This window comes from Vampirovibrio sp. (assembly GCF_041737375.1).
Lineage (GTDB): Bacteria > Cyanobacteriota > Vampirovibrionia > Vampirovibrionales > Vampirovibrionaceae > Vampirovibrio.
In genome coordinates, this window is the sequence record NZ_JBGSRV010000010.1 from 539,632 (window position 1) to 552,157 (window position 12,526).

The 12,526-nt window shown below is 49.8% G+C and carries 11 protein-coding genes; 3 read left to right on the forward strand and 8 right to left on the reverse strand.

The window, feature by feature from the left end; translation table 11 throughout:
- Positions 1-34 precede the first annotated feature (34 nt).
- Positions 35-976 (forward strand): malate dehydrogenase, encoded by a 942-nt coding sequence (gene mdh / locus ACEW81_RS07500; protein WP_373532349.1) that lies wholly within the window; start codon positions 35-37, stop codon positions 974-976.
- Positions 977-1,110: 134 nt separating this feature from the next.
- Here the strand turns inward: mdh and ACEW81_RS07505 are convergent, their stop codons facing one another.
- The gene (locus ACEW81_RS07505; RefSeq protein ID WP_373532350.1) at positions 1,111-1,278 is read right to left on the reverse strand and encodes a hypothetical protein; all 168 of its coding nucleotides are present in this window, start codon (positions 1,276-1,278) and stop codon (positions 1,111-1,113) included.
- 258 nt (positions 1,279-1,536) lie between these two features.
- Entirely contained in the window at positions 1,537-2,523 is a 987-nt protein-coding gene (gene ilvC / locus ACEW81_RS07510; RefSeq protein ID WP_373532351.1) for a ketol-acid reductoisomerase, read from the reverse strand.
- A 107-nt stretch (positions 2,524-2,630) separates the two neighbouring features.
- Between ilvC and lysS the strand changes: the two genes are divergently transcribed.
- Entirely contained in the window at positions 2,631-4,124 is a 1,494-nt protein-coding gene (lysS, locus tag ACEW81_RS07515) for a lysine--tRNA ligase (protein WP_373532494.1), read from the forward strand.
- A 58-nt stretch (positions 4,125-4,182) separates the two neighbouring features.
- Here lysS and ACEW81_RS07520 read toward each other — a convergent pair whose 3' ends face one another.
- The 3 genes from ACEW81_RS07520 to ACEW81_RS07530 all read right to left on the reverse strand — a co-directional run bounded on the left by ACEW81_RS07520 (position 4,183) and on the right by ACEW81_RS07530 (position 8,355).
- Positions 4,183-5,133 (reverse strand): hypothetical protein, encoded by a 951-nt coding sequence (locus tag ACEW81_RS07520; protein WP_373532352.1) that lies wholly within the window; start codon positions 5,131-5,133, stop codon positions 4,183-4,185.
- Positions 5,134-5,512: 379 nt separating this feature from the next.
- Entirely contained in the window at positions 5,513-5,827 is a 315-nt protein-coding gene (locus ACEW81_RS07525) for a hypothetical protein (protein ID WP_373532353.1), read from the reverse strand.
- Positions 5,828-6,009: 182 nt separating this feature from the next.
- Positions 6,010-8,355 (reverse strand): glycoside hydrolase family 10-like protein, encoded by a 2,346-nt coding sequence (locus ACEW81_RS07530; protein ID WP_373532354.1) that lies wholly within the window; start codon positions 8,353-8,355, stop codon positions 6,010-6,012.
- A gap of 243 nt (positions 8,356-8,598) precedes the next feature.
- On the opposite strand from ACEW81_RS07530, the gene ACEW81_RS07535 reads away from it, so the two are divergent.
- Entirely contained in the window at positions 8,599-9,393 is a 795-nt protein-coding gene (locus tag ACEW81_RS07535; protein ID WP_373532355.1) for a 7-carboxy-7-deazaguanine synthase QueE, read from the forward strand.
- Between the two features lie 9 nt (positions 9,394-9,402).
- Here ACEW81_RS07535 and ACEW81_RS07540 read toward each other — a convergent pair whose 3' ends face one another.
- The 3 genes from ACEW81_RS07540 to ACEW81_RS07550 all read right to left on the reverse strand — a co-directional run bounded on the left by ACEW81_RS07540 (position 9,403) and on the right by ACEW81_RS07550 (position 12,516).
- Positions 9,403-10,710, reverse strand: coding sequence for a hypothetical protein (locus ACEW81_RS07540; RefSeq protein WP_373532356.1), 1,308 nt, complete (start codon positions 10,708-10,710; stop codon positions 9,403-9,405).
- 347 nt (positions 10,711-11,057) lie between these two features.
- Entirely contained in the window at positions 11,058-11,345 is a 288-nt protein-coding gene (locus ACEW81_RS07545) for a hypothetical protein (RefSeq protein ID WP_373532357.1), read from the reverse strand.
- A gap of 181 nt (positions 11,346-11,526) precedes the next feature.
- Positions 11,527-12,516 (reverse strand): acetyl-CoA carboxylase carboxyltransferase subunit alpha, encoded by a 990-nt coding sequence (locus tag ACEW81_RS07550; RefSeq protein ID WP_373532358.1) that lies wholly within the window; start codon positions 12,514-12,516, stop codon positions 11,527-11,529.
- Positions 12,517-12,526: the final 10 nt, after the last annotated feature.

The following is a 12,526-nucleotide window of genomic DNA, read 5'->3' on the forward strand; positions in this document are numbered from 1 at the left end:
CGAGGCTTTCATATTTTCTGTAAGGAGACACTCCATGCTTCATAAAATCTCCGTAATCGGGGCGGGTAATGTGGGCGCCACTTTGGTGCAGCGTCTGGCCGAAGCTGAACTGGCCAAACATGTGGCAGTGGTTGATATTCTGGAAGGCATTCCCCAGGGCAAAGCGCTGGACATTCTGGAATCTGCCCCCGTGTACGGGTATGATACCCGTGTGGTGGGAAGCAACACCTATGATGTCATCGCGGATTCTGACATTGTGGTAGTTACAGCCGGTATTGCCCGTAAACCGGGTATGAGCCGTGATGATTTATTGGCCACCAACGCCAAAATTGTGACCGATGTTTGCAACAACATTAAACAGTTTGCCCCCAATTCACTGGTGATTATTGTTTCCAACCCGCTAGATGCCATGTGCCATGTGGCGCTAAAAGCCTGCGGATTCCCCTCCAACCGGGTGTTTGGCATGGCTGGCGTTCTGGATTCCGCCCGTTACAAATCCTTTATTGCCGAAGCGCTGGATGTGTCCGTGGAAGATATTCAAGGCTTCGTATTAGGCGGACACGGGGATACCATGGTGCCTTTGCCCCGCTACACCACCATTGCCGGTATTCCATTATCCGATTTTCTGGATCAGGCCAGCATCGATAAAATTGTGGACCGAGCCCGCAACGGCGGCGCTGAAATTGTGGGCTACCTGAAAACAGGTTCCGCCTTTTACGCCCCCAGTGCCTCGGTACTGGAAATGATTGAGTCTATCGCCAAAGACAAAAAGAAAATTCTGCCTTGCGCGGTTTACCTGACCGGCCAATATGGGATTAAAGACCTGTATGTCGGCGTTCCGGTGAAGTTGGGCAAAAACGGCATTGAACAAGTGGTGGAACTCAAGCTGAGCGAAGCTGAAATTCAGGAACTTCGCAAATCAGCGGATTCCGTACAAGAACTGGTTCATTCTTTAAAAACACTGGTTCCCGCTTAAGCACCCGCTAAAACTCATGAAAAACAAGCCCCGTTGCCAATTTGGCCGGGGCTTGTTTTATAGGAAACGCTTAATCCATTGATAGAAGAAAGGTCATTTTTAAAAAAAGTGACCCGCTCCGCTTTTTGCCAACATTAACCGCTAATGTTGGCTTTGGGTTCCAATTTTTCACGCAGGGTATTGACCAGCGCATTAATGGTTTCCAGGTTACGATAGCCTACACCCGGATTTTCTGGACGAATACTCAGCTTTTCCAGGCGATCTAGAATTTGTAGAACTTCATCGTTATCAGCCCGTTTCATCGAGTTGGTTTTCCTTTCGAGGATCGCTAGATAGCTCATAAGACAATGACTCCTGGGTATTATTCCCTAACTCACATCATTTAAAACAGTCACCTGAACCAAGTTGTTCACTCTCTCTTTAAGACCCGCCGATCCAAAAAGTTGCGGTTCCTCTCACAATGTAGCTTTACATTTGAAAACTACCTTCTCATCATAACCGAGAAAACCCCGCTTGTGGGGACCATTTTTAGGGCCTCGTTGCAAGTAAACCTCGCCGCCCTAAAAAGTGAGCCGTTGCCTTAAATCCCGATGGGTTTGTTCAATCAAATGCTGTTCATCCCGCGAAACCGCTTGGCGAATATGAGGCTTTCCATGGGCGAATTCCTGCCGCATGGCCTCGCTAAACTTCCCGCTGATAATCTCATCCAGCACTTGGCGCATGGTTTCCCGTACATGGCCGTCAATCACCCGCTCCCCCTGAGAAATATCCCCATACAGGGCGGTGGAGCTAATGCCGTTTCTCATGCCAGTAATGCCTTGCTCGTGTAACAAATCGGCAATCAGCTTCACTTCATACAAGCATTCAAAGTAAGCCACTTCCGCAGAAAACCCGCGCTCTACCAAGGTATCGAAGGCGGCTTTAATTAATGATGTCAGGCCGCCACACAACACCGCCTGCTCCGAAAACAAATCACAAATGGCCTCTTCCGCAAAAGTGGTTGGCATTACCCCCACCCGACCGCAGCCAATGGCCTTGGCGTAGGCCAGCGCAATGGTTTCGGCATGGCCGGTGGCGTTTTGATGAACCGCATATAACCCCGGCACACCACTGCCTGCCAGATATTTATTGCGCACCCCCCGCCCTTGGGCCTTGGGAGCCACCATTAATACGTCCAAATCGGGTTTAGGAAGTACCCAGCCCTCATGAATGACCAAACCATGCACAAAGCCAATGGCTTGCCCCGCTCTAAGCTGAGGCGCCAGCGATTTTTTATAGACATCCGCCATCACCTCATCAGGCATGGCCAGCATAATCAAGTCAGCCCAGGCCAGAGCTTCGGCAAAGGGCAGCACCTCAAAGCCATCGGCCAAGGCATCCTCCCGTTTCCGGCTTTCCGGGCGAACGCCAATGCGAACCGCTACGCCAGAATCCCGGAGATTGAGGGCGTGTGGCTTTCCCTGATTGCCATAACCAATCACCACCACCTTTCTACTCAGAATGGGCTGTAAATCTATATCACTATCTCGTAAAATCGGTTTTGGCATTACGGGCTCCACCACTGACAAACCATTTCGGTTTATTATATAGTCTCCAGAAACTGTTGAAAGAGATCATCGCCATGAGCAAACCGCCTGCCAACTCCCCCGATAAAATGGAACCCGTAGTCCATACCAGTGAACATGCTGCCCAAATCCGTCAGGGACGTATTGACAAGCTGGACGCATGGCGCAAGCTCGGCCAAAATCCCTTTCCCTACCATTTTGAAAAAACCAGCGACAACGCCACCTTGCAGCAAAAATACGCCGCCCTGGAAAACGGGGTAGAAACCGAAGACGTGGTTTCGGTGGCTGGCCGGGTGATGGCATCGCGTAACAGCGGCCTGTTTATTGATTTGCAGGACCCCAGCGAAAAAATTCAGGTGTTTTGCCACAAAGAAAACTTATCGCCAGAGATGATGGAAGCTCTGAAGCTGGTGGATGTGGGCGATATTATCGGGGCCACCGGCACCATTCGGCGCACCCCACGGGGCGAGTTAAGCGTTAAAACCAGACAGCTCCAGATTTTAGGCAAATCCATTTTGCCTTTGCCGGAAAAGTATCATGGCTTAACCGATGTAGAAACCCGGTACCGTCAACGCTATCTGGACCTGATTATGAATCAGGACAGCCGGGAAACGCTGGTTAAACGAAGCCGCATTGTCTCTGAAATTCGCAAACTGCTACTGGATAAAGACTTTTTGGAAGTAGAAACCCCCATGTTGCAAACCCTGGCCGGGGGCGCCGCCGCAAGGCCGTTTGTAACCCATCACAATACCCTTGAAATTGACATGTACATGCGGATTGCCCCGGAGTTGTTCCTGAAACGGCTGATTGTAGGCGGCATTTCTGAAAAAGTATTTGAGTTGAACCGAAACTTCCGCAACGAGGGGATTTCCCCCAAGCACAACCCGGAATTTACCATGATGGAGCTGTATCAGGCTTACGCCGATTACAACGACATGATGGATTTAACCGAGGAAATTGTAACCACCGTGGCGCAAAAGGTATTGGGCACCACCAAAATTGACTTTCAGGGTACCGAAATTAATTTGGCGGGTCCCTGGCCTCGTAAATCCATGATTGATTGCGTGAAAGAGGAAACCGGCATTGATTTTGGCCAAATTCAAACCGATGAAGAAGCACGGGAAGCCGCCAAGACACTGGGCGTTTTTGTAGAAGCCTACGACACCTGGGGCTATGCGCTGGAGAAAGTATTTGAAGATAAAGTGGAATATAAGCTGATTCAGCCCATCCACATTACCGATTATCCCCGTGAAATATCGCCATTGGCCAAGGAACACCGGGATAACCCCAGACTGGTAGAGCGTTTTGAAACCCGCGTTTACGGCTGGGAAATCGCCAACGCCTTTTCAGAACTCAGCGACCCGCTGGATCAGCGCCAACGCTTTGAAAGCCAGATGTCTCAACGAGATTCCGGCAATGATGAGGCGCACCAGATGGATGAGGACTACATCACCGCATTAGAGTACGGGATGCCCCCTTGCGGCGGATTGGGCATTGGCATCGATCGCCTCATTATGATCCTGACCAACTCGCCCAACATCCGGGATGTCATTGCCTTTCCAACCCTGAAGCCCAAACACTAAAGCAGTGTATGGGCTTGGGTTCAAACGCAAGGCAATCGGCAACGTCCATCAGCTTTCTTTATTTCTGTTGCTTAACCCGGCTGCTCATTCGTAAATCGTACAGGGAATCCTGCATTTCTTTTTGCGGAGCCGCCAAAGAAGCACGGTACTTGCTACGTATGCCCATGGCTGCCTTATGAAGCGCTTTTTGCTCGGGCTTTAAGCTATCCATATATTCCTTTTTGGCGGCTTTCCACTCCGCCTGGGGAACGCCTTTGGCCTTTAGCAAATGCCATTTTTTCTGGGCCGCCTCTTGTTGAGGGGTGAGAGATTTTACAAATTTGTTCCACGCTGCGCCATATTTTTTTCTTTCAGCGGTTTGCGATTGCGTTAAACCGTTAGAAAAAGCCTGATTCAGCGATTTTTCAGGACTCTGAATACCGGCCTCAGGCTTCTTAGCTGCGGGTTTCTTCGTTTCAGGTTTCTTGGCTACTGGTTTCTTAACCTCAGACTCCTTGGCTTTCGTCTTAGGCTTATTTGCAGAAGCAGAGGTAGAGGTAGGTTTGGCAGCAGACTTAGACTGAGCCGGTTTGCTGAAAGCGTTCAGCACTTGCTGAAACAATTGCTTCCAATAGCCCACGTCAAAGGCAGCGCCATTACCCGAGGTGGAAGTAACGGTGGTACTCAGGGCATTGCCCCCTAGCCACGGCTCGGAAGTACTCCGTGTAACTGGTCCCACATGAGCCGGAATAACCTCTAGGGAATTCACGGAATTTGTTACAGCGTTAGATAAAGATCCAAATGATACCGGAGCCGTTGTTAACAGGGTATCGCCACCACCTGAGGAAGAAAAGGTGGTGGTGTTCAGTGATACTCCGGGAGAATTGGCCACCACGTTCTGGAGCCACGGCTCCACGTCGGTGAGAGGAGCATTTTTGGTAGATCCCTTAGTCCCACCTGAAGCATTGGCGGTTTTGGGTAATGGTCCAAATGAAACCGGGGTCGGAAACAGACCGAGAGAAGTTGCCATAATGGCTCTCCAATCATAAAGCTTAAATATTTATATATAACTACAGCCTATTGGATACTATAAATATATAAAAAATAGACACCCCATAAAATTGCCATAAGCTTTAAAAATCATTAAAAAAATTTACAAAAAAAGCGCAGCCCACTGATTAGAGCCATCATTCCCTTTTATGAAGAAAAAAAAGCCTGTGCAAGTCGAAACATGCATAGGCACAAAGGATAGAGAGTTAGAGTTTGAGTTATTCTATGATCGCTGACTCGAAAATGTCATGCGAAAACAGCCATGCTTGAAGAAAATTTTACAATCATAGCAATCAAATACGGCTCAGCCGTATTTGCCAATGGAAAAAACCGCTTTAAAAAACTGACAAGCAGTGATATTAAGCGGATTCGGCCAATAAAACCTTGAGCATGTTATCAGCAACCAGACTTTTCAAAAAATCAGGACTGTTTTTCAGCAGCTCAACGGTTTGAGCCGTTTCCGGGTCTTGATCATACCAACGGTTTCGCTTGGCTTTAATATCAGTGCCCAACAAAACACTTCGTAGTTGGGGCGTATCCCATTGCTCCATTAAAAAACGCTGTGCTTGTCGAAATACATGAATGCGCATGGCCCCCGGCGCCAAATATAGCAACTTCAGCGCAAACGCTAACCTTGGGTAAGGATCATACCATCGACAAGGTTGGTAACTCACAATCTCTCTATCCTTTGAACCTGTGCTTGGCATTGGTAAACAAACCAATACCTAATGTATATGTGTATTATAAGGGACGATGCCCCATTTGCATAGCATTGCACCACTTAAAAGCCAGCAGGGCCAGAAAGCTTGTGACTTTCCGGCCCTTCAATATTGCGATTAAAAACCTGGCGATGTTTTTAACGACGATTCCACCAATGCCGTTTTTTGGGTCTGGCCGGAGGTGTTTCAATCAATGGTTTCTTCACCACAGGATTAGGAGCAACCGCGGGCCGAGGCATCTGCACCGTTTTCAGCGCATCCAGGGTGGGGGCAGATATATGAGCGGTATCAAATAACACATAGCCACTGGCCCCTGCCCGCTTGGCGGCGTCAATCTGGCTGAGTATATGTCCCGGCTCATTGTCGTTAAACGGGCCGAAAATACCGGAATAAACAGGCACCTTGCCACGAGTGACGTTCACCATATTCCGGGTATCGCGATCGACCACCTTAATGGCGCTGGTCAAGGTCATAGGCGCATAAAAATCCACCCAGCCGTTCAAACCCCAAGCGGCCCAATCCTGATGCTTCAGCGCCAAAGCACTTTCAGCATCTGGAAACACAGCGGCAGAAATCTGAACGCCCGGTTTTTTCTGGCGGAGTGTTTGAGTGGCTTTTTGCACGAAGTTATTGATTTGAGAAACCTTGTAACCGTTCCATGCTTTCCATAAGCTCTCAAACTCGGGGTTTTTAGGATCAATGTCTACCGGATCAATCCCGTACTGGCCTTTAAACGCTTTACGGGAAATATCGGTGTAGCCCCAGGTGGTTTTTCGGTAGCTGAATCGATCGGAGGGAAAGCTGGCCGGATAACGAATATAATCCAGCTGAAACCCGTCCACATCGTAGCGGGTCACGATTTCACTGGCCAACTTTAGCAAAAACGTCTGCACTTCGGGGTTAGCCGGATCCAGAAAATAACCGCCCAACTCCAATGAGGAGGGCACCGGCTTATCGGGAGCCTTTAAAGGAATGGGAATGGCTTCAATCACTGGCTTGCCACCCGTGGGCGGCCCTTGCTGAAGGTTAGGCGATTTGTACACATTGGTAATGGCAGTTGCCAGCGGCGCAATCCCCCCCTGTGGCACACTAACCGGTACCAACGCGGAGTATTGAACATTGGCCCACTCTGGATACTTGGTAAACAGTGGCCCCGGAGATAGATAAGCCTTGGTTCCACCGTAAAAGGTCTGGAACCAGACATGGACTTTCATGTTCCGCTGGTGGGCTTGCTCTACCCAGGTTTGCAGCAAGTCAACGCCCTGAAATTTAGGGTTTTGGCGGGGAAGCCCGTATTCCTGATAGGTATTGGAAGGGAAAATGGTGTAGCCATGGAAAAAAGTTTCCAGAAATATGGAGTTGAGCCCGGCGGCCTTTAGCCTATCCAGGGTTTGACCCACCGCAACCGGGGTCTTTTCAACCGGACGATGCCACGCCCCACGAACCGCGGTTGCCGGAAAGGCGTTGTAGTTGGCCCAAATGCGACGATGAGTACTCTCCAGCGCCTCGCCAATGGTTTGAGCCGCCAAATCAGGTTTTCCCTCTTGATACAGCCGAACCGCCAACTCTTTTTTGTCCCGAATGGCCTGACACGCAGCATCACTGTATCCAGTGGTGCTCCATGCCTGATCCGCGCAAGGGCTTTGAACCCACTGCTGATCAAACTGGTAGACGTAAGTATTAAAATCCGTGTAAGAGGTAATGGTATCCCCTTCCGGGCTGATTTCCATGCGGGCTCCAATGGGCGCGTTGGCAATCAGCCAGCTTCGCCCCTTACCATGCCCGCTCAATACAAAGCCATCCGCCGGAATGCTGGAATCGGAGCCTTCCTGAGTGGTCACAATGCCGTTCTGCACCGTGACTTCAAAGCCAAACTCGTTGGTGCCGGTATTGGGCTGGGAGTAGCCGGAATTATACATAATCAGCTGGTTGGAAGCCCGAAACCCGGGAAATCCAGACCCCATGGGGTTATTGAGAGGCGATGGGTTAATCACATCCAGCTTGCTTTGCTGGTGATGGAACCAGGCCTTCTGCACCTCAAGGGTATCCCCTGGCTTTATCCGCTTCAGCCATTCCCGCTGTTGCCCGGTGGCCGAAAGCACCACACCTGCTTCAGGAATACTGGCATTTCCGCAATCCAGAGTAGGGTCTTTCTGACACTCCCAAACGCTGGTCACCCGAACCACTTCATAAATTTTGGCACCTTTTGCACTGGTAGCGGCAGGCTTTGCAACCACTTCCACCCCATAGCCATTGGTTTTGGTGGACGGGCCAAAAACCGCGTCATATAAAACCAGCGCTTCCGCACCACGGGCAGCGTTTCGGGCCGTAATTTCATGAGATTGTCCGTCCGGCCCAGTCACTTTTAAAGCCAGCTGAGCAAAGCCGTTGGCCAGTAGCATCAGGCCCACAATGCCCACAGAAGTAAATCCAGGTCCCCAAATATTTTTCCAGCGCTGCACCACGTACTCCTTACAAGCCAACTGTCTTTCCTTGCTTTGACTATACCAGAGTGACGCATATCAAAGCGACTTGTTTCCGTGATTGAGCCACATTTTCAAGGCCAAACACCAAATTAAACCAAGAGAATGGCATGCCCAAACATTCAGCGGTTTTATCAGTATAAATTCTCATGAATTCCAATGTGTTTTAAAATTGAAACGGTCCCAGAATCAGAAAGACCGTATTACAATAACCACCAATGCTGCCGCAAAAAAGTTGACCCTATGATGCTTCCATTGCTCCATACCTCCGAAAACTCAGCCTCGCTGGCCACAAAAACAGCCCCCCTTCAGGAAATTTTCTCGTCCGTTCAGGGCGAAGGCATTTATGTGGGCAAGCGGCAAATTTTTGTAAGGTTTGCCCACTGCCACCTGAAATGCGCTTACTGCGACACTCCTATGACCTCACCCAGTGGGCAATGCCATGTAGAACTGCCCCCCGGTAGCGGCCAAATTCATTATTACCCCAATCCCATGCAACCCGAAACTCTGGTAGAACTCATTCAAGAGTTATTGCCCACCGCCCGTCACCACAGTGTCAGCTTTACCGGGGGCGAACCCCTGCTCTATCACCAGTTTTTAAGCACGGTGTTTCCTCTTATTCAGAGTCAAAGCAAAACCTATCTGGAAACCAGCGGTACGCAGGCCTCCTTTCTGGAAAGCGTCCTGCCCTGGACCGATATTATTGCCATGGATATCAAACTGCCCTCAGCCACCGGTGAGGCCCCCCAGTTTGAGAACCACGCCGCCTTTTATAAACTGGCCCACAGCCACCCCCCCACCGAATGTTTTATCAAGCTGGTTTTCAATGAAAACACCACCATCCAGGAGCTGGCAGCGGTTGAAGAGATTGTCTTCGATCGCAAAACACCCATTATTTTGCAACCGGAAACCAGCTTGAAGGACCGCAAAGTTTACCTCAACCCGGCCAAACTGTTTGAGGTGGAAAATTATCTGGCAGCCCGCTTTGAAGATGTGCGGGTGATTCCGCAAACCCATAAAATGCTGAACGTTTTATAACGCCTGTATTTAAGCGCTAAAGGCCAGCGGCTTGCGAGGGCGAAAGTGCTGATTGGCTTGCCCACCAAACTGACTGGAACCGGCCCCCGAACCAGAGCCAGTCCCTGCTCCAGCACCCAGAAATGGGTTGGCGTTTCCAGAACCTTGCTCTTGCGGGCCTGATTGCATTTGAAAGGGCATGTAAGAATTTTTGCCTTTGCGAGACATGGCATCGGCCACAGCCGCACCCATTTCAAAGCCCGAGGAATTACCCGATCCGCCGCCAAAGGCACTGGCCGCCTGCCCCTGAACCCACGGAGAACCGGCAATTCTGCCATTCATCACCTGATCCATTCTGGGGGCAAACACAGAAGCGTAGCTTTCCGACTGCTTGCTGGCGTTCATTAATCCCACCACATTGGCCTGAAAGGCTTCGCTGGTTTTAACCCCCAATCCAGCCTGAGTGGCCGCCAGTTGCTGAGATTCAAGCGCCCCCCTACCTAATTTGAAATCGTTGCCGGTGGTATTTTCCGCCGCTTGTAACTGATAAAGTCGCTCCAGCTCAGGGGTTAAGCGATCCAGATCAAGGCTTTGATTCTGCAAAGCCAGTAATGCCTGCTTTTCCAGATTTTCCAAATTAAAAATGCCAGCGGTTCGGGGCGGATTGATGGCAGAACCCGGTAAATTTCCGGCGGGATTGGACAAATTATTATTACTCGGCCGAACAGTACCTTGAGGCGAAGGCACCGGCATCCCTGTATCTATCGATAAATCAGTGAGTTTAAAGGTAGCGCCCGTGGTAATCACAGCGCTGTTCAGCCCACCAAAAGTATCGGCGGTGAAATCTACCCAAGGTGTAGCCCCTAGCGAGCTGGGACTCCGTGTAACGGTATCAATGCCGCCCATTCCATCGGTGGTCACCTTCAACTCCAAGCCAATAGAAGAAAGACGAAACTCTGGCTGAGTCAACAAATCAGCCAGCCTCAGCTCGCTGGTGGCCATTAGCTTTTCCAGGTCTTTATAAATATTGGGCGCTGTGGGCGCAGAAACTCTTTTCATGCCACCCAGAACGGTGGGGTCAAAACCCAGATTATTGCGGTTAATGCCCGCCGCACTGACCGAGCGATTAGAAATGGCGCTATACCCATTGCGGGTAAAGTAGGATTCCGCTTCCAAACTGCTTAAATCACGGGGAACATTAACCCCGTAAACCGGAACAAAATTGTTAGCGCCTGTTTTACCGGCGCTGCCAGCGTTCAACGTGCCGCTGTTGGCCCGAACCTGCGGGCCTCCCGGATACAGGGGATATAAAATTAAAGATGGAATCGTGCCGCTCATCGCCATTTCGTTCCGTTGGTTCCTGATATACAGTACCCTCGGCAAACGAGACTCAAACTTCAGTGACCGATATCCAAAGCACCTCACAACTTTACATTTTTTGATAATCCAACGTCTCTATTGACGCCCTCAAGGCAAAGACCAGACCCCGCAAAGGCAGTCTGGTCTTTATGTATGCCAAAATTCAGCGCAAGCGAAAGCGAGCTATATGAATAACCATAACCCGGTATTTACATCGTTTTTGCGAAAGAAACCCGACAGAAAAAGAAACCTGACAGGAGGATTAGAACCGGAACAAAACGCTCACTAAACCCTGTATACAAGCCTACTGAATTTAAAACAGTATTTTATTGAATGGACGAACCTAATGCCTGTGGGTTTACAGAAATAAAGATATAGCGCTTTTCCAGCAAGGCTTCATCATCCATTTGTTTCACAATGGCATCAATAAAATCCGGGTTTTTAACCAGCGTTTCATGACGGACGTCTTCTCGTAAAATGTCACGGGCGGCCTGGTATTTTTTAGCGGTCACAAAGGATTCAAACCCTTGCAGAAAACGTCGGCTAATGCCTTCGTAATCCGGCATGCTCAACACATCAAAATGCGTATTCATGGTGTCATAAACGGTGGACATACAGTAGCAACTTCCTCATCATCTCCTGTGCGGTAGGTCACCGTCAGGATCGTTTTACACGGTTCATTCTGTTGCTTATATGAAAGAAGTCAAACCAAACTGGTGCTAGTAGATGAAACCAAAACCGGCAAACCGTAACAAAACTTAACCAAAAAAATCAGCCGCACCATCAACCCAAAAATCAGGACGATAAAGCGGGCGACTTGGCCTCTTGAAAAGCGCCAATTTTACGGAAGCGATCATAGCGATCGTTCAGCAATTTTTCCGAATCAAAACCCTTTAATTCGGCAATGGCGCCTTCCACCGTTTCCAGAATGCGTTGCGTCATCAAGGCAGGATCGTAGTGCGCTCCGCCCTCTGGCTCCTGAATAATGCCGTCTACGATGTCAAAGGCCAACAAGTCTTGTGCGGTAATTTTCAGGGCTTCAGCGGCCTTGGAGGCGTATTCGGCGCTGCGCCACAAAATAGAAGCGCAACCTTCCGGAGAAATAACCGTGTACAGGGCATGCTCCAGCATATAAATACGATTGGCCACCCCAATGCCCAAGGCGCCACCCGAGGCACCCTCGCCGCTGACCACGGAAATAATGGGCACTCGCAAACGGGCCATTTCACGAATATTGTAGGCAATAGCCTGACCAATGCCGTGCTGTTCACCGGCGATACCCGGATAAGCACCGGGGGTATCCACAATGGTGAGTACCGGCATTTTAAATTTTTCGGCATGGGCAAACAAGCGCAATGCCTTTCGGTAGCCTTCCGGGTTGGCCATCCCAAAGTTGTGGGTCAGGTTTTCTTTCATGCCCCGGCCTTTTTGAGTACCCACCACCATAACCGGCCCTGAGGAAAGCTCAATAATACCGCCAATAATAGCCCGGTCATCGGTACCCGCCCGATCGCCCCGCATTTCAATCCACACATTGGGCGAAAGGCCCTTGATGGTTTCCAGCAAGTTAGAGCGCTGTGGATGACGTGCGATTTGAAGCTTTTGGGAAGGGGTCAGCTTTTGGTACAACTTGCTTTTTACATCTTCCGCCTGAGCGCGAAGCTTGCTAATTTCATCGGAGAAATCGATTTGGTTGTCCTGACTTAAGCGCATCAGTTCCTCAATCTTTTCTTCCATCGCCATGATGGGCTTTTCAAATTCCAGGGGGAGAATCTTATCCGTCATTGTTTTTCGT